Source organism: Gibbsiella dentisursi (assembly GCF_039539505.1).
In the GTDB taxonomy this organism is placed as follows: Bacteria; Pseudomonadota; Gammaproteobacteria; order Enterobacterales; family Enterobacteriaceae; genus Gibbsiella; species Gibbsiella quercinecans.
The window spans coordinates 494,198-516,995 of record NZ_BAABDG010000007.1 but is presented as its reverse complement, the minus strand read 5'-3'; the positions used below and the strand labels follow the sequence as shown (position 1 = coordinate 516,995).

Annotated in this window: 21 protein-coding genes; 8 read left to right on the top strand and 13 right to left on the bottom strand. The window is 57.3% G+C overall.

Annotated features, from left to right (window positions below):
• Nucleotides 1–14: 14 nt before the first annotated feature.
• From ABFX35_RS16585 to ABFX35_RS16540, 10 genes are all read right to left on the bottom strand, one after another.
• Entirely contained in the window at nucleotides 15–3,305 is a 3,291-nt protein-coding gene (locus ABFX35_RS16585; protein ID WP_346082215.1) for a transglutaminase family protein, read from the bottom strand.
• A gap of 250 nt (nucleotides 3,306–3,555) precedes the next feature.
• Nucleotides 3,556–3,747, bottom strand: a complete 192-nt coding sequence (locus ABFX35_RS16580; RefSeq protein WP_095847781.1) for a YpfN family protein — start codon at nucleotides 3,745–3,747, stop codon at nucleotides 3,556–3,558.
• Between the two features lie 2 nt (nucleotides 3,748–3,749).
• Nucleotides 3,750–4,424 (bottom strand): M15 family metallopeptidase, encoded by a 675-nt coding sequence (locus ABFX35_RS16575; RefSeq protein ID WP_279024038.1) that lies wholly within the window; start codon nucleotides 4,422–4,424, stop codon nucleotides 3,750–3,752.
• The gene (gene dapE, locus ABFX35_RS16570; RefSeq protein ID WP_279024040.1) at nucleotides 4,421–5,548 is read right to left on the bottom strand and encodes a succinyl-diaminopimelate desuccinylase; all 1,128 of its coding nucleotides are present in this window, start codon (nucleotides 5,546–5,548) and stop codon (nucleotides 4,421–4,423) included. The genes ABFX35_RS16575 and dapE overlap by 4 nt, the downstream gene beginning before the upstream one ends.
• Nucleotides 5,545–5,931: an ArsC family reductase gene (locus ABFX35_RS16565; protein ID WP_346082214.1), complete on the bottom strand. Its 387-nt coding sequence runs from the start codon at nucleotides 5,929–5,931 to the stop codon at nucleotides 5,545–5,547. Before ABFX35_RS16565 ends, dapE begins: the two co-directional genes overlap by 4 nt.
• A gap of 238 nt (nucleotides 5,932–6,169) precedes the next feature.
• Nucleotides 6,170–6,601: a PTS sugar transporter subunit IIA gene (locus ABFX35_RS16560; RefSeq protein WP_346082213.1), complete on the bottom strand. Its 432-nt coding sequence runs from the start codon at nucleotides 6,599–6,601 to the stop codon at nucleotides 6,170–6,172.
• A gap of 50 nt (nucleotides 6,602–6,651) precedes the next feature.
• Entirely contained in the window at nucleotides 6,652–7,575 is a 924-nt protein-coding gene (locus tag ABFX35_RS16555; RefSeq protein WP_346082212.1) for a transketolase family protein, read from the bottom strand.
• Nucleotides 7,572–8,372: a transketolase gene (locus ABFX35_RS16550; protein ID WP_346082211.1), complete on the bottom strand. Its 801-nt coding sequence runs from the start codon at nucleotides 8,370–8,372 to the stop codon at nucleotides 7,572–7,574. Before ABFX35_RS16550 ends, ABFX35_RS16555 begins: the two co-directional genes overlap by 4 nt.
• Nucleotides 8,373–8,384: 12 nt before the next feature.
• Complete coding sequence (gene ulaA / locus ABFX35_RS16545) at nucleotides 8,385–9,650, bottom strand: PTS ascorbate transporter subunit IIC (RefSeq protein ID WP_346082210.1); 1,266 nt, start codon at nucleotides 9,648–9,650, stop codon at nucleotides 8,385–8,387.
• An 11-nt stretch (nucleotides 9,651–9,661) separates the two neighbouring features.
• Nucleotides 9,662–9,949 (bottom strand): PTS sugar transporter subunit IIB, encoded by a 288-nt coding sequence (locus ABFX35_RS16540; RefSeq protein WP_346082209.1) that lies wholly within the window; start codon nucleotides 9,947–9,949, stop codon nucleotides 9,662–9,664.
• Nucleotides 9,950–10,062: 113 nt separating this feature from the next.
• Between ABFX35_RS16540 and ABFX35_RS16535 the strand changes: the two genes are divergently transcribed.
• The 3 genes from ABFX35_RS16535 to ypfM all read left to right on the top strand — a co-directional run bounded on the left by ABFX35_RS16535 (nucleotide 10,063) and on the right by ypfM (nucleotide 12,036).
• Complete coding sequence (locus tag ABFX35_RS16535; protein ID WP_346082208.1) at nucleotides 10,063–10,908, top strand: MurR/RpiR family transcriptional regulator; 846 nt, start codon at nucleotides 10,063–10,065, stop codon at nucleotides 10,906–10,908.
• A gap of 503 nt (nucleotides 10,909–11,411) precedes the next feature.
• Nucleotides 11,412–11,624, top strand: a complete 213-nt coding sequence (locus ABFX35_RS16530; RefSeq protein ID WP_346082386.1) for a KTSC domain-containing protein — start codon at nucleotides 11,412–11,414, stop codon at nucleotides 11,622–11,624.
• A 352-nt stretch (nucleotides 11,625–11,976) separates the two neighbouring features.
• Nucleotides 11,977–12,036, top strand: coding sequence for a protein YpfM (ypfM, locus tag ABFX35_RS16525; RefSeq protein WP_100396732.1), 60 nt, complete (start codon nucleotides 11,977–11,979; stop codon nucleotides 12,034–12,036).
• A 159-nt stretch (nucleotides 12,037–12,195) separates the two neighbouring features.
• Here ypfM and acrD read toward each other — a convergent pair whose 3' ends face one another.
• Nucleotides 12,196–15,330 carry a multidrug efflux RND transporter permease AcrD gene (gene acrD, locus ABFX35_RS16520; RefSeq protein ID WP_346082207.1) on the bottom strand — a complete coding sequence of 1,045 codons (3,135 nt, stop codon included), beginning with the start codon at nucleotides 15,328–15,330 and terminating at the stop codon, nucleotides 12,196–12,198.
• Nucleotides 15,331–15,682: 352 nt separating this feature from the next.
• Between acrD and ABFX35_RS16515 the strand changes: the two genes are divergently transcribed.
• Nucleotides 15,683–15,961: a winged helix-turn-helix domain-containing protein gene (locus tag ABFX35_RS16515; RefSeq protein ID WP_095847785.1), complete on the top strand. Its 279-nt coding sequence runs from the start codon at nucleotides 15,683–15,685 to the stop codon at nucleotides 15,959–15,961.
• Between the two features lie 26 nt (nucleotides 15,962–15,987).
• Here the strand turns inward: ABFX35_RS16515 and ABFX35_RS16510 are convergent, their stop codons facing one another.
• Nucleotides 15,988–16,620: a response regulator gene (locus ABFX35_RS16510; RefSeq protein ID WP_279024049.1), complete on the bottom strand. Its 633-nt coding sequence runs from the start codon at nucleotides 16,618–16,620 to the stop codon at nucleotides 15,988–15,990.
• 195 nt (nucleotides 16,621–16,815) lie between these two features.
• Complete coding sequence (narQ, locus tag ABFX35_RS16505) at nucleotides 16,816–18,504, bottom strand: nitrate/nitrite two-component system sensor histidine kinase NarQ (RefSeq protein WP_346082385.1); 1,689 nt, start codon at nucleotides 18,502–18,504, stop codon at nucleotides 16,816–16,818.
• Between the two features lie 387 nt (nucleotides 18,505–18,891).
• On the opposite strand from narQ, the gene napD reads away from it, so the two are divergent.
• The 4 genes from napD (at nucleotide 18,892) to napC (ending at nucleotide 22,781) form a co-directional block, all read left to right on the top strand.
• A complete protein-coding gene (gene napD / locus ABFX35_RS16500) occupies nucleotides 18,892–19,155 on the top strand; it encodes a chaperone NapD (protein WP_346082206.1) in 264 nt (87 codons plus the stop codon).
• On the top strand, nucleotides 19,152–21,638 hold the full coding sequence (napA, locus tag ABFX35_RS16495; RefSeq protein ID WP_346082205.1) for a nitrate reductase catalytic subunit NapA: 2,487 nt from the start codon (nucleotides 19,152–19,154) through the stop codon (nucleotides 21,636–21,638). The genes napD and napA overlap by 4 nt, the downstream gene beginning before the upstream one ends.
• Before the next feature lie 72 nt (nucleotides 21,639–21,710).
• Nucleotides 21,711–22,160 (top strand): nitrate reductase cytochrome c-type subunit, encoded by a 450-nt coding sequence (gene napB / locus ABFX35_RS16490; protein WP_346082204.1) that lies wholly within the window; start codon nucleotides 21,711–21,713, stop codon nucleotides 22,158–22,160.
• A gap of 9 nt (nucleotides 22,161–22,169) precedes the next feature.
• Nucleotides 22,170–22,781 (top strand): cytochrome c-type protein NapC, encoded by a 612-nt coding sequence (gene napC, locus ABFX35_RS16485; RefSeq protein WP_346082203.1) that lies wholly within the window; start codon nucleotides 22,170–22,172, stop codon nucleotides 22,779–22,781.
• Nucleotides 22,782–22,798 lie beyond the last annotated feature (17 nt).

The following is a 22,798-nucleotide window of genomic DNA, read 5'->3' as shown; positions in this document are numbered from 1 at the left end:
GGCTGGCGGCGGCATTAATGCCAGCGCAAATCGAGCGTGAACGGGAAGTTCGGGTTGCGCGGCTGCGGTTCAACCGTCATTTTTCCTGGCGTATGACCCATCTGCAAGAAACGCGCCAGCCTGCGGGCTTCTGCTTCATAGGTGTTAACGGGGTGGCTATCGTAATTGCGCCCGCCCGGGTGTGCGACGTGATACTGGCAGCCGCCGAGCGAACGTTGCATCCAGTTGTCCACCAGTTCGATAGTCAGCGGCGCTTGCACGCCGATGGTCGGATGCAGGCAGGCCGCAGGTTGCCAGGCCCGGTAGCGCACCGCGCCGACCGCTTCGCCGACGTTGCCGGTGGGCTGTAACGGCACCGGCTGGCCGTTAACGGTGATCAGGTGGCGATCGTCGTTGAGCCCGGTCACTTTGATCTGCAGCCGTTCAACCGATGAATCAACATAGCGCACGGTGCCGCCGATTGCACCTTCTTCACCCATCACATGCCACGGTTCCAGTGCATGGCTGATTTGCACCTGAACGCCATCGGCGCAGAATCCGCCGTGCTGCGGGAAGCGGAAGGCGAAGTGGGCATCAAACCAGCCCGGATCGAATGCGTAGCCAAATTCGCCCAGTTCGCTCAGCACATCGTTAAAGTCCTGCCGCACAAAATGGGGCAGCATAAAGCGATCGTGCAGTTCGGTGCCCCAGCGGCGCAGCCGTTGCGGCTGATAGGGCTGCTGCCAGAAACGGGCCAGCAGCGCACGCAGCAGCAACTGTTGCGCCAGCGACATTCTTGCATGCGGCGGCATTTCAAAGGCACGCAGCTCCAGCAGGCCCAGGCGGCCGCTTGGCCCATCCGGCGAGTAGAGTTTATCAATACAGAACTCGGCCCGGTGGGTGTTGCCGGCGGCGTCGATCAACAGGTTGCGCAGCAGGCGGTCGATCAGCCACGGCGGCGAGGCTTCTTCGGGCTGTGGGAAGCGGCTGAAGGCGATTTCCATTTCATATACGGAATCGTTGCGCGCTTCATCAATCCGCGGCGCCTGGCTGGTAGGGCCGATGAACAGCCCCGAGAACAGGTAGGACAGCGACGGATGGTTATGCCAGAAGCCAATCAGGCTGCGCAGCAGATCCGGGCGGCGCAGGAACGGACTTTGTGCCGGGGTGGCGCCGCCCATCACCATATGATTGCCGCCGCCGGTGCCGGTATGGCGGCCGTCGAGCATGAATTTTTCCGTCGTCAGGCGCGACTGGTGCGCCGCCTCATACAGGAAGGTGGTTTGCTCCACCAGTTCGCTCCAGTTGGCGGCCGGCTGGATATTCACTTCGATCACGCCGGGATCGGGGGTGATGCGGAAGTTGGTCAGGCGCGGATCGCCCGGTGGTTCATAGCCTTCCAGCACCACTGGGATACCCAGCGCCAGTGAGGTGGCTTCGATGGCTTCCACCAGTTGCAGGTAATCTTCCAGCGCGCGGGTGGGCGGCATAAACAGATACAGAATGCCGTTGCGCGGCTCTGCGCACAGCGCCGTGCGGGCCAGGCCATCGGCCGACTGGTGCAACGCCGGGCGCGGGCTGGGCGGCTGTGGTTCGGCGGCGGCTGGCGTGCTCTCGCGGTATTGCTGGCGCAACTGTTGGTAGGCCGGCAATGGCGGGAACGGTTGGTGCGGATCGGCGCTGTGAATGTACGGATAATCGCTTTTCTGTACCCAGGGCAGCGAATCCAGCGGCAGGCGGTAGCCCAGCGGCGAATCCCCCGGCAGCAGGTAACAGCGCTCTTCGCGCAGGAACCACGGGCCGCTGCGCCAAGGCCGGCTTTCTTCCTTAGCCAGCGGCAACACGTGGCCGATCACCGCATCCAGGCCCCGTTCGAACACGTTGCGCAGGCGCGCGCGCTCCAGCGGATCGTCCAGGCGTGAATCAAAGGGATCGACATTGGCCGGTAGTTTGCGCTCACGCCACAGGTAATAGAAGGTGTCTTCATAGGCCGGGAAAATATGGCTGCCGTCAACGTCCAGATAGTGGGCGACACGCTGTAAGAAATCGACGGCCAGCGCCGGCGTGACGCCATAATCCTGGGTTTCGTCAGCGAACATGGCCGGCACCGCGATCGGTTGGCCGTCCCGGCGCCAGAAGCAGTTGAGCGACCAGCGCGGCAACTGTTCGCCGGGGTACCATTTCCCCTGGCCAAAGTGCACCAGCCCGCCAGGCGCATAGTGTTCGCGCATACGCTGAAACAGTTCCGCGGCGCGCAGGCGCTTGGTCGGCCCCAGCGCATCGGTATTCCATTCGGCGCCGTCGGGATCGTCAACGGCGACGAAAGTCGGTTCGCCGCCCATGGTCAACTGCACATCGTTGGCCTGCAAATCGCTGTCGATCTGGTAGCCGAGCGCGTTGATCGCCTGCCACTGTGCTTCGCTGTAGGGTTTGGTCACCCGCGGCACTTCATCGACGCGGGTAATCTCCATCCGGTGTTCAAATTCGCACTCGCATTCATCCAGAAGGCCGCTGATTGGCGCGGCGCTGGACGGTTCCGGCGTGCAGGCCAGCGGGATGTGCCCCTCGCCGGCAAACAGCCCCGAGGTCGGATCCAGCCCGATCCAGCCGGCGCCGGGCAGATAAACCTCGGTCCAGGCGTGCAGATCGGTAAAGTCTGCCTCCGGGCCGGAAGGGCCGTCGAGCGATTTCACATCCGGCGTCAGTTGCAACAGATAGCCGGAAACAAAGCGGGCGGCCAGGCCCAGGTTGCGCAGGATCTGCACCAGCAGCCAGGCGGAATCGCGGCAGGAGCCGCTGCGCAGGGTCAGGGTTTCTTCCGGCGTTTGCACCCCGGGCGCCATACGGATGGTGTAACCGATGTGATTCTGCAACTGTTGGTTGAGCGCCACCAGGAATTCGGCGCTGCGCTGCGGCGCTTTGGGGATAGTGCTCAGGTAGCTTTCCAGCGTTGGCGTGAGCGGCTGGCATTGCAGATAGGGCGCCAGCTCGATTTTTTGTTCGGCGGAATAGTTGAATGGGATCTGCTCAGCCTGCGGCTCAAGGAAGAAATCGAACGGGTTAATCACCGACATTTCAACCCGCATATCCACTTCTACCCGGAAATGCTCGGTGGGTTCCGGAAACACCAGCCGGGCCAGGTAGTTCCCGTTGGGATCCTGCTGCCAGTTGATAAAGTGCGTTTCCGGGATCACTTTCAGCGAGTATGCCAGGATGGGCGTGCGGCAGTGTGCAGCGGGGCGCAGGCGTATGACTTGGGGACCCAGATTGATGCGGCGGTCATAGCGGTATTCGGTCACGTGGTTTAGCGCAATATTAATAGCCATAGCTCGAGCCTCAGAATTTTGAAATCTGAAATTATCTGGCATCCATGTGCCGACGCCATTGCGAGAACCGTTACCGTGGTGGGTGAGTTGGTTGGATGAACCCCCGTCTGGATCCAGACCGTTTTAACTGCTGGGAGTGTGATTATCATCACATTAACCAATCAGAGTTAAATCTAGAGGCAATCTTTTGAGAAGTCGACTTCTTTTTACATAGAGAAAGGGCGCCGCCGGGCAAGCGCGGCGCTCCGGGTTAGGGTTTTTTCTTTGGTTGATCGTCTTCGTCGTCGTCCCACTTCGCATTGTTATCGCGGTGCGGCGGCAAGGTCGGTTTATTGGCCAAATAGCTTTTTACGTCGACGCGGCGCAGTTCTTTTATCCCGCTGATGATCATCCCCGCCAGGATCAGCAGAATGATCCACCAGTAATCAGCTAACCAGTGCATAGTTATTTCTTCTCTTCAGGGCGTATAAAACGCGCAAAAATGGAGGGCAAGTGGCGCGCCAGCCAGCCAGCACCGGCGACGTCGCTATCTTGCCAGGCGGCCAGCAGCAGTGCCGGCGTCAGCAAATGTTCGGCCTGCTGCGCCAATGGGCGGTAGCTTAGGTGCCAGGGCTCCATCGCCACGCCGCTGCCTTCGCCGCTGAACGGCCGGTAGAAACCGAAGTCGGTCATGTTTTCCGAAAGCCAGCAGGTGAGCGGGTAAAAGTAGCCGCCCTGCAGGTATTCCCAGGGTTCCAGTTGCAGCTTTTGGCCTGCCGGCAACAGCGCCGGGGAATAGATATCCAGATCGCTGCCCCAGTGATGGCGGCTGGCGCCCGGCAGCGCAGACCAGCGCAAGATGGCTTCGCAGCGTTCGGCATCGGAAAGGGGCGTGATGTCGATCGGCTGGCTGTTGTGATCCAGCACCGGGCGTTCGCCACGGAACTTGCCGTTCCAGATGGCCCGCTGGCGTTCAAAATCACGGAAGGTGCTGGCCGGTTGTAGATCAAAACCGGCGGCCTGGGCCGCCTGCTGCATGGCGCAAAAGGCGGCGACCGCCTGCGGCTGCAGGCGATGGTTGCCCACCAGGGGCGCCAGATGCCCGGTGCTGCGCCCGGTGAGCATCTCTGGGGTGATCATGCGATCAACTGCTCCATAATACGCTGATACATGCGGCTCAGCAGTTGAAGGTCAGCTGCGTTGACGCATTCGTTAACTTTGTGGATGGTGGCGTTAACCGGCCCCAGTTCCACAACCTGTGCGCCCATCCGGGCAATGAACCGCCCGTCGGAGGTTCCGCCGTTGGTCAGCAACTGCGGTGTGCGTTCGGCATAGTGCTCAACCGCGTTTACCACTGCATCCACCAGCGCACCACGTGTAGTGAGGAAGGGCTGGCCAGACAGGCGCCAATCAATACTGTAGTTCAGTTTGTGGCGTTCCAACAGTTCTTCCACCTGTTGTTTGATCTGGGTATCGGTCAGTTCGGTGCTGAAACGGAAGTTGAACTGCACGAACAGTTCACCCGGGATCACGTTGTTGCTGCCGGTGCCGGCCTGAATATTGGCGATCTGCATGCTGGTGGGCGGGAAGAAGGCGTTGCCCTGATCCCATTCGGTGGCCACCAGCTCATTGAGCGCCGGCATGGCGCGGTGCACCGGGTTATCCGCCAGGTGCGGGTAGGCGACGTGCCCCTGAATACCGTGGATGCGCAGGTTGGCGGTGATGGAGCCGCGGCGCCCGTTTTTAACCACGTCGCCGACGTGCTCGGTGCTGGAAGGCTCGCCCACCAGGCAGTAATCCAGGCGCTCGTTGCGCGCCATCAGGGTTTCGACAACCTTGACCGTGCCGTGGGTGCCGTTGGCTTCTTCGTCAGAGGTGATCAAAAACGCCAGCCGCCCCTGGTGATTGGGGTGTGCGGCGACAAAGCGTTCGGCGGCGACCACCATGGCGGCCAGCGATCCTTTCATATCCGCAGCGCCGCGGCCGTACAGCATGCCGTCGCGGATGGTGGGATCAAACGGCGGGTGTGCCCACAGGCTTTCATCGCCGCTTGGCACCACATCGGTATGGCCGGCGAACGCCAGCGTTTGGCCTTCGCCGCGCCAGGCCCAGAAGTTCTGGGTATCTTCGATGTCCATCGGTTCAACGGTAAAGCCAATGGCCTGCAGGCGTTCGATCATGATGGCCTGGCAGCCTTCGTCGCGCGGGCTCAGGGACGGGCGCTTGATTAACTGTTGCGCCAGCTCGATAACAGGGCAGGTCATGATTTTACCTCGGAAAGATATTGCTGGTAAGCATCAGCGCTGAACCCGAGCAGGGCATGGCCGTGGCCGTCGTCCAGCAACGGGCGCTTGATGATGGCCGGCTGAGCCAGCATTAGGGCGATGGCCGCGTCGGCGTTATCGCAGGCGTTGCGCTGCGTTTCGTCCAGTTTGCGCCAGGTGGTGCCGCGGGTGTTGAGCAACGGTTGCCAGCCGAGGCGTGCGACAAAATCACGCAGCAGAGGCTCATCCAGCCCGTCGGTGCGGTAATCGTGGAATCGATAGGCTACGCCCTGTTCTTCCAGCCAGCGGCGCGCTTTTTTGATGGTGTCGCAATTTTTGATGCCGTAGAGGGTAAGCGATGTTGGTTGTGGTTTGTCTGCCATGGCGAAAATGCTACCTAAATTATCGTCGAATAAGGACTGAGCAACCGGCGGCAAAGCCGCAAGAAAACGATGCTGCTCGGCGATGGGAGAGATAATGCGGGAAAACCAGGGCCAGATCCAGACAACGATACGATGGTCATGACTTAAATACGTTGCAGTGATGTTTTTAATGTAAGCATATTCGCCTTTGCGTGGCTTTCGAAAGACCGTGAAAAGCAGAATAGTTTTCCCATACCGTTTATTCGCTTAACTGCGCATCCAGTTCCCGTTGGCTGCGTATTTGTAGGATTTGTTCTAGCCGCCCATTATCGAGCCATGTGAGTAACCGAGTTATCGCATCGGTATGTTGTTGCCCATCACCTGCGGCCAGAATAATGATAAGTGACACCGGCTCGTCGTTATTGAATAGCACCGGCTGGGTGAGCCGTAATAGAGAAAAGCAGGTCTGGTTTGTCAGAACGCCCTGTTCCGGGCGGGCGTGTGCCAGGGCGAACCCTGGGCTGATGATGTAGTAGGGGCCGGTGGCGAGCGTTTCGGTAATAATTGCATCCAGATAGTCTGTCGTGATCAATTCTGCGTCGATCAGGGGTTGGCCGCAAAGGTGGATAGCCTGTTGCCAGCCGGCACATTCATAGACAAATCGATAGCCTGTAAACTCGGGGGGCGACATGTATATATTCCTCCGCAAAAGTGAAAGGCCGGAGGATTCCGGCCTGGGGTCTATCCGATTAAACGACTTATTTGTGAGTGTAATTGTTCGCCGCTGATACTGTATTTCGCCTTTAACTCACGGCTATTACCCGATTCGGTAAAGGTATCCTGCGTACCTAAGCGCACAATCCGTGGGTTTAGACGGTGTTTTACCAGCATTTCGGCGATTAACCCACCCAGCCCGCCATTAACGGTATGATTTTCAATGGTGGCCACTACACCTACATTTTCAACTAATTGGTAGAATCGTTGTTCATTGAAAGGCTTGAGGCAAGCAACGTGGATTAACTTGCCCTTTTTCCCTTCCGCCAGCAGAGCCTGATAACCTGCGACAGCTTGTTCCAGGCTGGTACCTTCGTACAAAATGGCGAAGTCATCACCGCTATTCTCAATGGCTGCGATATCCGTGACGCGTGGTACGTCGGTTTTATCACGTACCGGCATGGGTTCGCGGGCGACACGAATATAGACCGGGCCTTTGATCGCAATGGCTTGTTCAAATGCCCCGATCACTTCTTCTGCGTCGGCGGGTGAAAGCACCGTAAGGCCCGGCAGCACCCGCGTAAGGGCAAGATCTTCCAGTGCGTGGTGCGAGGCGCCATCGGGGCCATCGTCCATGCCAGGATGCGTACCGACAAGTTTGATATTGGCGCCGGCATAGCAAGCCTGGCGTAGCTGCGTCCAGGCCGTGCCTGTGACAAACATGGCAAAGTTAACGTAAAAGGGGATATGGCCTTCCAGTGCCTGGCCCACGGCGAAACTCATGGCCGATCCTTCTGCTATCCCCATTTCGAAGAAGTGGCTTGGGAATTGCGCTTGAAATTGATCGGTGCGTGTTGAACTGGCCAGATCGCTGTCGATCACCACCAAAGGATAACCTTGGTTTTTTAATGCAATCAGGGCGGTTCCTATCTCATCTCTTGGCGCTTTCATGCACTGAGTTCCTCCATCGCTTGTTGGTATTGGGTATCGCTCGGGGTTTTGGAATGCCAGTCGCCGTTGTTTTCCATATAGCTGATACCACTGCCTTTAACTGTGTGCGCGATGATGGCGATGGGTTTATGGCGTAAATGGCGGGCAAGCAGGAAGGTATCGGCTACCTGACGCATATCGTTGCCGTCATACAGTTCAAGAACATGCCAGCCGAAGCAACGGATTTTATCCGCCAGGGGCTCCAGGTTGATCACGTTATTGACGGGATCGTGTGATGAGAAACCGTTGTAATCGATAATTGCGATCAGGTTATCCATTTGCATATGGCTGGCCTGTTGCAGGGTTTCCCAAATCTGCCCCTCATGCATTTCGCCATCGCCGACAATCGCAAATACGCGGTGTGGTTCATCCTTCAGGCGTTTAGCCGCCGCCATGCCCAGCGCGACGGATAACCCTTGCCCCAGTAAACCGGTAGTGGCATCTACCTGCGGTAGGCTTTTGATACTTGGGTGTCCTTGCAGACGCGAATTAATCTGACGGAAGGTACTGAATTCTTCGCGCTGGATAAAACCGAACTGATATAACAGGGCATATTGCGCCGCGACGGCATGTCCCTTGCTCATCACCACCCGGCTGCGTGACGGCTGGGAGAAATCCACTTCTTGGTGGTAGATCCAGGTTAAAATGTCGGCAATCGACAGCGCGCCGCCGGGGTGCCCGATGCCTGACTCATAAATCATGGTGACAATATCGCGCCGCGCCTGACGGGCGTAATCGATGAGCGGTTGTATTTCCATGGTGACTCCTTATCAGGGCAACATTTTGCCGATGTGGTAAACGATGAGGCCGAGGACAACAAAATCGGTTTCCGGGAAACTGGTGCCAGATAGCCCAACGGATTCCATAATGGGGTAGATCAGCGCCGGGCCGATGCCGATTAAAATGCCGGTGACGAAGCTGCCTGCGATGGCCCCTTTCCAACCACCGGAGGCATTACCAAATACGGCCGCCGTTGCACCGATAAAGAAGTAGGGGATAGCGACCGGAATGATGACGGTTTGCCCAAACAGCGCCAGCGCCCCCATGACGACCAGCCCGCCGATAAAGGAGGAGATAAAACCCAGCACCGTTGCCGTCGGGGCGTAGGGAAATACCACCGGGCAATCAAGGGCCGGTTTGGCATCGGGAATGAATTTTTCTGAAATGCCGAGGAAGGCAGGCACAATTTCGGATAACAGCAAACGTACGCCGGTGATGATGATGTACAGCGATGCGGTAAAGGTCAGCGACTGGAACAGGGGATAGACCAGCCAGTGCATCCCGCCGGCGGCGGCGGTAACGGCGGCTTTGCCTGCGCTCAATGCGGCGATGTAATAAAAGATGCTGACCGAGATCGAAACGGAAACGATGTAATCTTTGAAAATACCCAGCCAGCCCGGCAGATTCAATTTTTCTGTCGACTGTTTAGGGTCGCCCACTTTAGAACCGATCCAGCCTGACAGGGCGTAGGCCAGTGTGACGTAGTGGCCCATCGCAATTTCATCATTCCCAGTGATTTTACGCATCCAGGGCTGGGCTATGGCCGGATAGATACAAGCGGCCAAACCCAGAATGATCGAACCTGCGCAAATGGTCACCAGATCGCTGTAGCCCAATGCTTTAAGCGTGACGGTCAGCAGGGCGGACAGGTATAAATTATGCTGGCCGGTCAGGAAAATATATTTGAACGGGGTGATTCGGGCAAAGATCAGGTTCCAGGCAAAGCCGATCACCATGATAAGCGAAACGCACAGGGCAAACCTGGTTTGCGCCAGGCCGGTCAACGCTTCGGCCAGAGGCATCACTCCCTTGAGGCCAAAACCATCACTGAACAATGTCTGGAAGTTACCCAACGAGGTGACGGCTAACCCGGCACCGCCAGCGAACACCAAAAAACCGACGATGGTCTTAAAAGTACCCGAGAGCACTTTTTCAATGGGTTTGCGCTGGACGAGCAGGCCAATCAGTGCAATAAATCCCACCAGTAATGGCGTGACGCCAAGAATGTCGAATACAATAAATTTGAGGAGATCCATGTAGCCCCCTATCAAAGTGGGTTGTTTTTCTCATTGATGAGCTGGGTTAGTGCGGCTTCCATCTCTTCGCTGTTCATCAGATCGGTGATACCAATGGCTCGAAAGCCCGCGGCTTCTATTTCCGGGGTCAGGTCTTTCATCGTGAGAACAAAATCGATACCGGGGTAGGTATTCAGTCCAGAAAGAACATCGTGCTCGAGGTCGATATCCCAGCCGTGTTTATCGATGATTTTTTGTGCTTTAATTTTGAGCATCATGGAACTGCCCATACCGGTACGACAGACAATGAGACCTTTCATTTCTACCTCCAATAAAAATTATTTTTATGTTGTTTATGGTTAAAATAATATTTATTCTAATTGAGACGGCAAAGGTGTGATCGCCATTGCAAATCCATGTAAAAAGGTTGGTTATGGATAAAGGTGAGTTTAATCTACTGATAAACATAAGAAATATGATGGGCGGGCTAAGCCCGATCCTGGAGCGTGTCGGTCGATTTGTGACAGAAAATCCTGATTATGTGATGAGGCACACAATCACTGAACTGGCGGATTCTATTGAAACCAGTGAAGGCAGTATTACGCGTTTTTGCCGGGCAGCCGGATTTAAAGGCTTTTCCGATTTTCGCACTGCCTTAGCCCTGGAGCAGGGGGCAAATCAGCCCTTGTTAGGCGTTGATCCAGAGCTTAAACCTGTTATCGACAGCATCTTTGATAGCAATAAAATTATTGACTTCAATGAGTTGAATACAGTGGCAACTAAGCTCCACGAAGCGAGCCATATCGCTATTTATGCGGTGGGTGTTGCTGTACCCGTTGCTATGCTGCTACAGATTAATTTGATGCGCATGGGGAAATCAGCCAACCTGATTGACCGGCTCTGTCAGCCTCAGCCCGTCAATCCGTCAGGGGAACGCTGTGTGGTGGTCGCTATTCATATCTCTGAAGCCTCGGCCGATATTTTGCAAATGCTGGTGCAATCCAAGCAGCAGGGCCACAAGATTATTTCTCTAAGCCGTGGCTCGTTTCATCCCTTCACTCAATTGGCCGACTGGAATCTTCAGGCGGCGGTGTCTTGCGCCAGCGACGGCGAAAGCGGTTTTTCCGAGATAGCGGGTGCGATGATCGTTGTCGATCGGTTACTGAATGCGCTGGAACAAAAAGATGAACGCTACAGTCAACATCGTGAAGCAAGCCAGAAGAGCGTGTTTTCTATCGATAGTATTGCGAACAAACTGACCGAATATTTCATGTCATAAACCCGGCCGTCTCCCACAATGGAGCGTGGGAGCAACGGGGCGCCATTTTTATGGACGAAAAGGCCCGCTAAACCGGTGAAACCCCTCAACATGCCTGATAACCGCCAACAGCTTGGCAAGGCTGATGCCTGAAGCCAGGCGCAATACCAGGCAGATAGCTTATTTGGGCCATGCAAACAGCGGCCGACAAATACCATCGATTCGCTCAACCGCATTCTCCGATATGAGGCAAAGAAACGCGGGTGTTCTCGTGGAACCGCGCTGTGAAAAAACGGTGTGGCCGGCTGGAGAGGCGGCAGCGCAAAAGTGGAGCATTGCCTATTCGGATCAGTATTTCGGGTATGAACAGGAACAACACCGGCATTTAGTTGATTACCCTGTGGCAACGGGGTAATTTGTTAATGCTATCAATAAAATGAATCTATTAAACGCGTTTGGGCTGGCGGCCTGTGAAACAGGTGCCGGCAGTGTCTTTTTGGCAATTAAACTGGGAGAAAAAGCAATTGAAGCGGCAGCCTGTTTCGTCATCACGGATAATTTCTATAGGTTATGACCCAAAACGCAGCCTGCTGGAAATCGAATTTCGCGAACACGGAATTTACCAATACAGCGCGGTTCCTGAACGTATCTATAAAACCTTTCTTTCCGTGGTGTCCAAAGGCCGGTTTTTTGACGGCGTGATAAAAGACAAGTTCCACAGCCACAAAGTGCGTTAGCGGCCTGGATATCTGTGCGCTATCGCCTGCGCAGGCCGGCGGCGGCCTGCGTTTTGCCCGGCAATGCGGCAAAGTTGCTCACCGGTCACAATTTGCCGATTTTTCCCCGGGATTCAGTGATCCCGATCGGCGTTATGCGCGCGTTTCAGGCATATAAAAAAAGCATCCGTTCTGCGTGATAGCGATAAATTGATCGCAGAAGGGCATAGGGTGAATGACGGTATTAGCGATTAATCCGAAAATATGCGCCAACCCGCTATTCAGGGGTTGGCAACGTTCCCAAAAAGCTTCACCTGGTCAAAAAATAAGCGTAGAATTCGCAGCGTGTGATAATTGAGGTTGTAAATGCATCATGGTTGATCGTGAATTAGGTAACTGGAAAGACTTCATTGATGAGATGTTAGGTAACTGATTACCGGGTTAGGTTTATCGCCAGGCAAGCTGTACTGAGTCGTTCTCACCTGTGCCCCCACTCCGTTGCGGTATGGCGGGCATGTTATGAAGTATCTTGAGCGGGTCACCGTTCAAATAAAAAGCAGCACCTTCACCGGCGCTGCTTTTTTAATGCCGATTATTCGCCGCTGCTTTCAACCAACGGCGGCACGGCCTGTTTGCCCGGGAAACGGCGGCGTACCAGGACGAAGAACAGCGGCACGAAAAAGATCGCCAGCACGGTGGCGGAAATCATCCCGCCGATGACGCCGGTCCCTACGGCGTGCTGGCTGCCGGAACCTGCACCCTGGCTAAGCGCCATCGGCAGAACGCCGAAAATAAAGGCCAGCGAAGTCATCAGAATAGGGCGCAGGCGCATCCGCGAGGCTTCCAGCGTCGCCGCCGTCAGTTCCTTCCCTTTGTGGTGTAGTTCGTTGGCGAATTCGACGATCAGAATGGCGTTTTTTGCCGAAAGCCCAATGATGGTCAATAACCCCACCTGGAAGTAAACGTCGTTTTCCAGCCCGCGCAGCCAAGTGGCCACCAGCGCGCCAATCACCCCAAGCGGCACCACCAGCATCACCGCAAACGGGATTGACCAGCTTTCATACAATGCGGCTAGGCACAAGAACACCACCAGCAAAGAGAGCGCATACAGCGCCGGCGCCTGCGAGCCGGACAGCCGTTCCTGGTACGACATCGCCGACCATTCCAGGCCGAACCCAGCCGGCAGTTGGCTGACCAACTTCTCCATTTCCGCCATGGCGGTGCCGCTGCTGGTGCCGCTGGCGGCTTCGCCGACGATCTCCAGCGATGAGGTGCCGTTATAGCGTTCCAGGCGTGGGGAGCCATACTCCCAGTGCGATGTGGCAAAGGCGGAGAACGGCACCATGCCGCCGGTGCTGTTGCGCACGTACCATTTATAAACGTCATCCGGCAGCATGCGGAATGGGGCGGCGGACTGCACATACACCCGTTTCACCCGCCCGCGATCGACGAAGTCGTTGACGTAGGTGGAGCCCCAGGCAGTGGATAGCGTGTCGTTGATATCATCGATGCTGACGCCGAGCGCCTGCGCCTTGCGCTGATCGATATTGATTTGCAACTGCGGGCTATCGTCCAGGCCGTTATGGCGCACCCGTGAAAGCAGTGGGTTCTGGCCGGCGGCCTGCAGCAGTTGATCGCGCGCTGCCATCAGCTTGGCATGCCCCAGGCCGGCGTGATCCTCCAGTTCCATGGTAAAGCCGGATGAGTTCCCCAGCCCGTTAATGGCTGGTGGGCTGCTGGCAATGACGCGCGCTTCCTTAACGCTGTTGAGCGCCTTGGTCGCACGCTCGATCACGGCAAAGGAACTGCCTTCCGCCCCGCGTTCGCTCCAGTCCTTGAGGCGCACAAACATACGCGCCACGTTTTGCCCATTGCCGCCGGGGCCGGAGCCGATGATCGCGAACACCGAAACCACGTCCTGCTGTTCCTTGGTCATGAAATAGTGTTCAACTTTTTCGACAACCTTCAATGTTTGCTGCTGGGTGGAACCTGCCGGCAGTTGCACCTGCACGCTGAACACGCCGCGGTCTTCGTCCGGCAGGAATGAGGTGGGCAGTTTGATAAACAACAGCGCCATCCCCCCAAGCAACAGCAGATAAAGCACCATATAGCGCAGGCTATGGTGCAGTATGCGCGCCACGCCGCGCTCGTAGCGCAGCGTATTGCGGTTGAACATGCGGTTAAACCAGCCGAAGAAGCCGCGTTTGCCGTGCTGTTGGCCCGCAGCGTGCGGCTTGAGCAGCGTGGCGCACAGTGCCGGGGTGAGGATCATCGCCACCAGCACCGAGAGCACCATGGCGGCCACGATGGTAATTGAGAACTGGCGGTAAATCGCCCCGGTGGTGCCGCCGAAGAAGGCCATCGGGATGAATACGGCGGAAAGCACCATGGTGATGCCGACCAGCGCCCCCTGTATCTGGGCCATGGATTTACGGGTGGCTTCTCGCGGCGGTAAGCCATCTTCGCTCATCACGCGTTCAACGTTTTCCACCACCACGATGGCATCGTCCACCAACAGGCCGATGGCCAATACCACGGCGAACATGGTTAAGGTATTGATACTGTACCCGAATGCGGAAAGCACGGCGAAGGTGCCCAGCAGCACCACCGGCACGGCGATGGTCGGGATGAGCGTTGCGCGGAAGTTTTGCAGGAACAGGTACATCACCAGGAACACCAGCAGCACCGCCTCCAGCAGGGTTTTCACCACATCGCGGATAGAGGCTTTAACAAAAGGCGTGGTTTCATAAGCGATTTTGGCCTCTAGCCCGCGGGGAAAGTAGGGCTCAAGGGCGGCGATTCTTTCCTTCACCATTTGATCGGTTTGCATTTCATTGGCGCCGGAGGCCAGTTTGATGTTGATGCCGGCGGCGGGCATGCTGTTGTAGCGGCTGAGGTAGTTGTAGTTTTCAGCGCCCAGGCCAATGGTGGCGACATCCCCCAGCGTGACCATTGAACCATCCTGGTTAACCCGCAGGGTGATCTGGCGGAACTGCTCCGGGGTTTGCAACTGTGACTGCGCATTGATGGTGGCGTTAAGCGCCTGGTTGTCGACCGCCGGCGTGCCGCCCAGTTGCCCAACGGCAACCTGGCTATTCTGCGAGGTGATAGCGCTCACCACATCCTGCGTGGTGAGCTGGTAGCTGTTGAGCTTGTTGGGATCGAGCCAGATGCGCATTGCGTACTGGGAGCCAAACACATCGATGCTGCCGACGCCGTTAACGCGGCTGAGCGGGTCCTGCACGTTGGAAACGATAAAGTCGGCGATATCCTGCCGGTCCATACTGCCGTCGGTGGAGACGAACGCCACCATCATCAGCGTGGTGTCGCCGGTTTTTGAAACGGTCACCCCCTGATCCTGAACCGCCTGCGGCAGGCGCTTGAGCGCGGTTTGCAACTGGTTTTGCACCTGCTGCAAGGCTTCATTGGGGTTGGTGCCGGCTTCAAAGGTGAGGGTGACGGTGGCTTGCCCGGTGTTGGTGCCTTGCGATGCCATATACATCAGGTTATCGAGGCCGGTCATGTTTTGCTCGATAATCTGGGTGACGGTGTTTTCCAGCGTTTGCGCCGAGGCGCCGGGGTAATTTGCCACGATTCGCACATTCGGCGGGGCGAGATCGGGATATTGTTCAACCGGCAACGAAAAAATCGCCAATGTGCCAGTCAGGCAAAGGATAATTGCCAGAACCCAGGCAAAAATCGGGCGATCGATAAAAAAATTGGCCATACAGCGCGAACCTCGTTGTGACTTGTTCTATCTTTAAGACGCATCAGGACTGCGTTCAAGTGTTAGCTGAAAGGATGCCGACAGTATGGCACTTTACCTGCCAGCTATAAGGAAAGCGTGGAGAAAAAATGGAGATAATGTAAATAACAGTAGGCTGCGCTTTACCAGTTGTACTCACGAAATACAAAAAGCTACCGAATTTCCTTTCAATGGATCTATACCCAAAATAAGTCGAGTTGTAGGCAGGCGGCAACGCAGCGAGCTCCAGGGATGGGCCAAGTAATAAAGCCGCCACACCTGCAACTTGCAGATGAAGGGTATATCTGGATGTTTTCACTAGCAGGAGCAGCGTATGGATATTAACCCGGTATTTGCCCGCCGCCTTTATTTGTGCTGGCTGATTAGCCACAGTGAAAGGCCCAATGTGCCGCGCCTGATGGCGCAGACCGGCTGGCCGCGGCGCACGCTGCAGGACACGCTAAAGGCCTTGCCGGGGCTTGGCGTCTCGCTGCGTTTTGTGCAGCAGGGCGTGCGTAATAACGACGGTTTTTACCAGTTGGACGATTGGGGCCCGCTTGATCCGCAGTGGGTGAGCCGATACCACCAACAGTTGCTGGCGGTTATCGGCTAACGGTTCCCCGGCAGGCCGGGGGATCGTTATTGGTTTTTATACTCCAGATACATCACCGTGGCGGCGACCCGGGAGCGTACGTTCAGTTTGCGCAGCATATTGCGGATGTGCACCTTGACCGTTTCTTCGGAGATGTGCAACTGCACGGCAACCTGCTTGTTCGACATCCCGCGCGCCACTTCTTGCAGCACGTCCTGTTCACGTTCAGTCAGTTCGGCAAAGGGGTTGCTTTGTTCACTGCGTGAAGAGAGGTAGTCCGCGATGGCTTCGCTGATGATATTCTGGCCGCCTGCCGCTGCGCGGATATCCACTAATAACTGTTCCGGTTCGCTGTCTTTTAGCAGATAGCCGTCGGCGCCGGCGTCTATCAGCGCATACAGATCGCTGCGCGCATCCGAGACGGTTAGTACGATGATCCGCGCGTCAACGCCTTCATTGCGCAACGCCTTTAGCGTGTCCAGCCCGGAAAGGCCCTTCATGTTCAGATCAAGCAGCACCACATCAGGCTCATGTTGCAATACCATGGCAATTGCCTCGGTGCCGTTGCTGGCTTCCGCCACGATGTTGAATGCCGGATCCAACCCCAGTAACTGTTTGATACCGCGGCGCATCAGTGGATGATCGTCGACGATAACCACCTTGTAGTTTTTCATTACCATGAAAATTTCTCCCTGTAGCCGATAAAGCCACTCAAATGTAATGTCAACACCCTACTGGGGCGCCGCCTGTCGGCCTTGCTCCAATAGGGCTATTCCGTTTAGCCAAGACTAACCCGTTACCGGTATTCTTGGTAGCGGTGTGTATCATTCCCTGGCCTTGATTGCCATTGCCTTTTATCCACCTGGCTTCATCACTTACCCAGAAGGGGGGAGGGTGAGCCGAAGTTCCGTTCCCCCTGGCGCACGGCGTTGAATCAGCAGTTTTCCCCCCAGCCGGGCGGCACGCTCACTCATGATGGTCAGCCCATAATGGCCCTCCGGCTCTTCCAGACTGGCGATGCCGCAACCGTCATCGCTGATGGTGATGACGTTGCTGCCGTTCGCGTCCACCGCGCAGCGGATGGCGATCACCTGTGCGTTGGCGTGTTTGATCGCATTGAGCACCGCCTCGCGAACGATCTGCAGCGCGTGCACCTGCTGCTGAGCATTGAGCGCCTGCGAAGGGATCTGGCAATCCAGCATGATTCGGGCCTTTGTCCGTTCCTTTAGCGGCGCCAGCAGTTGGCGCAGGGCGCTGTGCAGATCGGCGGCCTGAATGCTGAGGCGGAAAGTCGCCAGCAGTTCGCGCAACTGGCGGTAGGCATCGGCCAACGCCCGATCAAAATCGGCGATGATACTCTGCGCCTGCGGCGGACAGGCAGCGAGTTCGCGTTTGAGCATGGTCAACTGGATGCGCAGGAAAGTCAGCGCCTGCGCCAGTGAATCGTGCAGTTCACGGGCGATGGTGGCGCGCTCTTCCATCAGCAAGAATTGCATATGCTGTTTTTGCGCGCGGTTGAAATACAGCCCGCGGCTTAGCATGTTCGCCACGCTTTGCATCAGGTGCGGGTGCGGTGGCTGCCGCCGGGTTTGCCAGCACAGTTGGCCCACCGGTTTACCGTCCTGCTCGATGCGCTGCTGCTGCCAATCTTGCCCCGCCTGCGGGGAGCCGCTGGTTAATCGCCAGGGGCTGGGCGTGCCTTCCACCTCCAGGCGGATGCAGCGCAGATGCTCGCTTTTACGCACAATCTGCAAAATTTGTTCGAAGGCACGCTGTTCGATGTGCCCGGTGCTCAGCGCCTGTGAGCAGTGGTAAAGCACCTCCAGCGTGCGGTTAACTTGCTGCAACCGTTCGGTTTTTTCCTGTACCTTGTGCTCCAGCGATTGATAAAGCCTGGCCAGTTCGTCCGACATGGCGTTGAAGGCCTGCGACAGCACGCCCAGTTCATTGGGCAGCGCCACCTCAAGCGGTGGGTAGTTGAAATCCCGCTGCTGCATGCGCTGGCTGGCGTCGACCAGCCGTTTTAGCGGTGCCACCACCTGGCGGCGCATCACGCGCAGGCAAAACAGCGCCAGGCCAATGATGGCGATATAGCCCATCACGCTGATGGCGGCCACGATGGTCAGCTTCAATTCCGAATAGTGCTGCAGCGTGAAAACAAAGCTATCGATGCGCGCGACGTAATCGGCAACGTTCTGTTGGTAGTCTTCTGGGTGGCCGGCGTTGATTTTCTCGGCCAGCGGCTGCCAGGTATGACGCAGCGCTTGGTATTTTTGCCGCACCTCTTCAGGCACGTAAAAACGCTCCAGCTTCAGTAACGCCGGGGCTTGCAGAGACTGCCGATATTGCGCCAGATGCTGCGGCAGTTGCTCCGGGCTATTGGTGATGTCATAGGCCAGGCGATAGCTTTGCATCCGCAGCGAGCCGGCAATATTGACCGCTTCGGCATCGCTCAGGCTGCCGGCAACGGTGGTTAGCGCCAGCCCGGTTGAGAGGAGCGAAAGCGCCACAATGCTGAACAGCGTTTTGGCCAGGCTTCGGGTCAGGGAGCGTTTAACAAACACGCAGGCGTCCTTTTTATTCATAGCGGCTGCGCCGGCGTATGTGCCAGCGGCATGCCCACTATTATCACTTTTGCTACCCCCTATCACCGCGATATGCATCAAGCAATTGGCGCGCGGGGGATTAAAATAATCGCTATATATTCAAATAAATAACGGTGCGCCGTTTTTTGTACGCCGCACGACGCGCGAATGGTCGACAGAGTTTGATCTGGCGCAAGAGACTCTTTGTTTACCTCTTAATGGGGATTATCTACCCCTGCCTTCAGCGCCTATTTTAACCCCATCCATGCAATGGATTTTATTAAAAAAAGATAACCAATGCCGTTTTGGCCAATCGCCGCGCCGTGGGCCGCCCAGCCGGTGGGCCAGCACAACAGGGTGAAAATAATGAATGATGGATGGCATGTCAGCGGATTGGTGGTTCAGGCCCGGCCGGAGAAGGTCGCGCGGCTGATCCCGGCGCTGCTGGCGATCCCCGGCACGGAAATCCCGGCCACGGATGCCGGGCAAGGCAAACTGGCGATCGTTATGCAGGCGGCGGATGCCCACGTGCTATTGGATCGCATTGAGTCGGCACGCAATCTGGACGGGGTGCTGGCGGTATCGCTGGTGTATCACCAGTTGGATGAGCAAGGTGAGGTTACGCCATGAAACTCAGTCGTCGCGATTTCATGAAAGCCAATGCGGCGCTGGCGGCGGCCACGGCCGCGGGGCTGGTTATTCCCACCGTCGCACTGGCGGTGGCGGGCGGGGCGGATGAGCTTAAATGGGATAAAGCGCCTTGCCGCTTCTGCGGCACCGGCTGCGGCGTGCTGGTCGGCACGCAGAACGGCCGTATCGTGGCCTCGCAGGGCGATCCGGATGCGCCGGTCAACCGCGGCCTGAACTGCATCAAGGGCTATTTCCTGCCCAAGATCCTGTATGGCAAGGATCGCCTCACCCAACCGTTGTTGCGCATGACCCAGGGCCAGTATGACAAGGAAGGCGAGTTCACGCCGATCGGGTGGGAACAGGCGTTCGACATCATGGCTGAAAAGTTCAAAACGGCGCTGCAGACCAAAGGGCCGGGCTCGGTTGGCATGTTTGGCTCCGGCCAATGGACCATCTGGGAAGGGTATGCCGCCGCCAAGCTGTTCAAAGCCGGCTTCCGCTCGAACAATATCGATCCTAACGCGCGCCACTGCATGGCATCGGCGGTGGTAGGGCTGATGCGCACCTTTGGCATGGATGAGCCGATGGGCTGTTACGCAGACATTGAGCACGCCGACGCCTTTGTGCTTTGGGGCTCCAACATGGCCGAGATGCACCCGGTGCTGTGGTCGCGCATTGCCAGCCGCCGCCTGGGCAACGATCATGTCCGCGTCGCCGTGCTTTCCACCTTTGAACACCGCAGCTTCGAGCTGGCAGATAACGCCATGGTGTTCACCCCGCAAACCGATTTGGCGATCATGAACTATATCGCCAACTACATCATTCAACACAACGCCGTCGATCAGGATTTTTTGCGCCGGCATGTCAATATCCGCCAGGGCGTTACCGATATCGGCTACGGGCTACGGCCGACGCACCCATTGGAAAAGGCGGCAAAGAATCCGGGCAGCGATGCCTCCGAGCCGATGAGCTTTGAAGCCTACAAGGCCTTTGTGGCGGAATACACCCTGGAGAAAACCGCGGCGATGAGCGGTGTGCCGAAGGATCAGTTGGAAGCGCTGGCCAGGCTGTATGCCGATCCGAACATCAAGGTGGTTTCGTACTGGACGATGGGCTTTAACCAGCATACGCGCGGCGTTTGGGCCAATAACCTGTGCTACAACCTGCACCTGCTGACCGGCAAGATCGCCCGGCCGGGCTGCGGGCCGTTCTCGCTGACCGGCCAGCCTTCCGCCTGCGGCACCACGCGTGAAGTCGGCACCTTCGCGCACCGGCTGCCGGCCGACATGGTGGTGACTAACGAAAAGCACCGCCAGATCGCGGAGCAGAAATGGCGCGTGCCGGCCGGCACCATTCCGGGCGAGGTGGGGCTGCATGCGATCGCGCAGGATCGGGCGCTGAAAGACGGCACGCTCAACGTGTATTGGGTGATGTGCAATAACAATATGCAGGCCGGGCCCAACATCACCGAAGAGCGTATGCCGGGCTGGCGCGATCCGCGCAACTTCGTGGTGGTGTCCGATCCTTACCCCACCGTGAGCGCGCTGTCTGCCGATCTGATCCTGCCCACCGCCATGTGGGTGGAAAAAGAGGGCGCCTATGGCAATGGTGAACGGCGTACTCACTTCTGGCGCCAACAGGTGAAGGCGCCCGGCGCGGCAAAATCCGATCTCTGGCAACTGGTGGCGTTCTCCAAACGTTTCCGCACCGATGAAGTGTGGCCGGCAGAGTTACTGGCGCAAAATCCGCAGTACCGTGGCAAAACGTTGTATGAGGTGCTGTTCGCCAACGGCGTGGTGGATCAATTCGGCCTGGATGAACTGCCGGCGGAACAGTTGAACGACGAGGCGCGCGATTTCGGCTACTACATCCAGAAGGGGCTATTTGAGGAATACGCCGGTTTTGGGCGCGGCCACGGGCATGATTTGGCGCCGTTCGATACCTATCACCAGTCGCGCGGTCTGTGCTGGCCGGTGGTGGACGGCAAAGAAACCCTGTGGCGCTACCGCGAAGGCTTTGATCCCTACGTGAAGGCCGGCGAAACGCTGCGCTTTTACGGCAAACCGGATGGGAAAGCGGTGATCTTCGCGTTGCCTTTTGAGCCGGCGGCGGAAAGCCCGGATCGGGAATACGATCTGTGGCTGTCTACTGGCCGCGTGCTGGAGCACTGGCATACCGGCACCATGACGCGCCGCGTGCCCGAGCTGCACCGTGCCTTCCCGCAGGCGGTGGTGTTTATCCATCCGCTGGATGCCCAGGATCGCAACCTGCGCCGCGGCGAACGCGTCAAGGTGATTTCACGCCGTGGCGCTGTGGTGAGCATCATCGAAACCCGCGGGCGCAACCGCCCGCCGCGTGGGCTGGTGTATATGCCGTTTTTTGATGCGGCGCAGTTGGTCAATAGCCTGACGCTGGACGCCACCGATCCGCTATCGAAAGAAACCGACTTTAAAAAATGTGCCGTGAAGCTGGAGAAAGCTTAGTTCACCTCGTCCGCCTGGCTGGCGGGCAACGGCACTCAATAAAAATAGCGTGTGATTGCTCTGGAGCAAAAAATGATGGGGAATGTCCTGAAAAAATGGTGGGCCGCGGGGGGCGTGCTGTTATCGCTGGCGGTGGTTGGCTTCGCCCTGGCGGCCAACGGCGTCGATCTGGGCGCATCGCCGGAGGTTGCCGGCACGGCTGAAGGGCAGATTATGCAACCCAGGCAGCAAGCGCGGATGGCGCTGAACTACGTTAACCAGCCGCCGTTGATCCCACATGGCGTTGATGGCTATCAAATCACCCGCAACACCAACCGTTGCCTGCAATGCCATGACATTGCGCATTATCGCAATACCGGCGCACCGCGCATCAGCCCGACGCACTTTATGGACAGCGATGGCAAAATGCTGGGCGAGGTGGCGCCACGCCGATACTTTTGCCTGCAGTGCCACGTGACGCAAACGGACGCCGCGCCGATTGTCGGCAACACGTTTGAGCCGCTGCCGGGTTTTGGCAAGTAAGGAGTCACCATGGTGCAACATAGCGGAAATAACAAAAAAGCCGGGCCGCTGCGCCGGCTATGGCGCTGGTGGCGGCGGCCAAGCCGCCTGGCGTTGGGCACGCTGCTGCTGATGGGCTTTGGTGCAGGCATCCTGTTCTGGGGCGGTTTTAATACCGGCATGGAGGCGGCGAATACCGAGGCATTCTGCATTAGCTGCCATGAAATGCGCGATAACGTCTATGAAGAATATCTCGGCACCGTCCACTACAGCAACCGCAGCGGTGTGCGGGCAACCTGCCCGGATTGCCACGTTCCCCATGAGTGGGGGCCGAAGATGCTGCGCAAGATCAAGGCCAGTAAGGAGCTGTACGCCAAGGCTCTCGGCCTGATCGATACGCCGCAGAAATTCGAGCAGCATCGTCTGGCGATGGCCAGCAACGAATGGGCGCGTATGCAGGCCAATGGTTCCCAGGAATGCCGTAACTGCCACAACTTCGATAACATGGACTTCAGCGCACAGAAAACCGTGGCGGCGCAAATGCACCAGCAGGCCATCAGCGCCGGGCAAACCTGTATCGACTGCCATAAGGGCATTGCGCACAAGCTGCCGGATATGCGTAACGTGCCGAACGGTTTTTGAGCGGCAGGCTAGCCGGG

Coding starts and splice junctions, on each gene's coding strand:
- ABFX35_RS16585 (WP_346082215.1), bottom strand. CDS start 3,305: ATGGCTATTAATATTGCGCTAAACCACGTGACCGAATACCGCTATGAC.
- ABFX35_RS16580 (WP_095847781.1), bottom strand. CDS start 3,747: ATGCACTGGTTAGCTGATTACTGGTGGATCATTCTGCTGATCCTGGCG.
- ABFX35_RS16575 (WP_279024038.1), bottom strand. CDS start 4,424: ATGATCACCCCAGAGATGCTCACCGGGCGCAGCACCGGGCATCTGGCG.
- dapE (WP_279024040.1), bottom strand. CDS start 5,548: ATGACCTGCCCTGTTATCGAGCTGGCGCAACAGTTAATCAAGCGCCCG.
- ABFX35_RS16565 (WP_346082214.1), bottom strand. CDS start 5,931: ATGGCAGACAAACCACAACCAACATCGCTTACCCTCTACGGCATCAAA.
- ABFX35_RS16560 (WP_346082213.1), bottom strand. CDS start 6,601: ATGTCGCCCCCCGAGTTTACAGGCTATCGATTTGTCTATGAATGTGCC.
- ABFX35_RS16555 (WP_346082212.1), bottom strand. CDS start 7,575: ATGAAAGCGCCAAGAGATGAGATAGGAACCGCCCTGATTGCATTAAAA.
- ABFX35_RS16550 (WP_346082211.1), bottom strand. CDS start 8,372: ATGGAAATACAACCGCTCATCGATTACGCCCGTCAGGCGCGGCGCGAT.
- ulaA (WP_346082210.1), bottom strand. CDS start 9,650: ATGGATCTCCTCAAATTTATTGTATTCGACATTCTTGGCGTCACGCCA.
- ABFX35_RS16540 (WP_346082209.1), bottom strand. CDS start 9,949: ATGAAAGGTCTCATTGTCTGTCGTACCGGTATGGGCAGTTCCATGATG.
- ABFX35_RS16535 (WP_346082208.1), top strand. CDS start 10,063: ATGGATAAAGGTGAGTTTAATCTACTGATAAACATAAGAAATATGATG.
- acrD (WP_346082207.1), bottom strand. CDS start 15,330: ATGGCCAATTTTTTTATCGATCGCCCGATTTTTGCCTGGGTTCTGGCA.
- ABFX35_RS16515 (WP_095847785.1), top strand. CDS start 15,683: ATGGATATTAACCCGGTATTTGCCCGCCGCCTTTATTTGTGCTGGCTG.
- ABFX35_RS16510 (WP_279024049.1), bottom strand. CDS start 16,620: ATGGTAATGAAAAACTACAAGGTGGTTATCGTCGACGATCATCCACTG.
- napD (WP_346082206.1), top strand. CDS start 18,892: ATGAATGATGGATGGCATGTCAGCGGATTGGTGGTTCAGGCCCGGCCG.
- napA (WP_346082205.1), top strand. CDS start 19,152: ATGAAACTCAGTCGTCGCGATTTCATGAAAGCCAATGCGGCGCTGGCG.
- napB (WP_346082204.1), top strand. CDS start 21,711: ATGATGGGGAATGTCCTGAAAAAATGGTGGGCCGCGGGGGGCGTGCTG.
- napC (WP_346082203.1), top strand. CDS start 22,170: ATGGTGCAACATAGCGGAAATAACAAAAAAGCCGGGCCGCTGCGCCGG.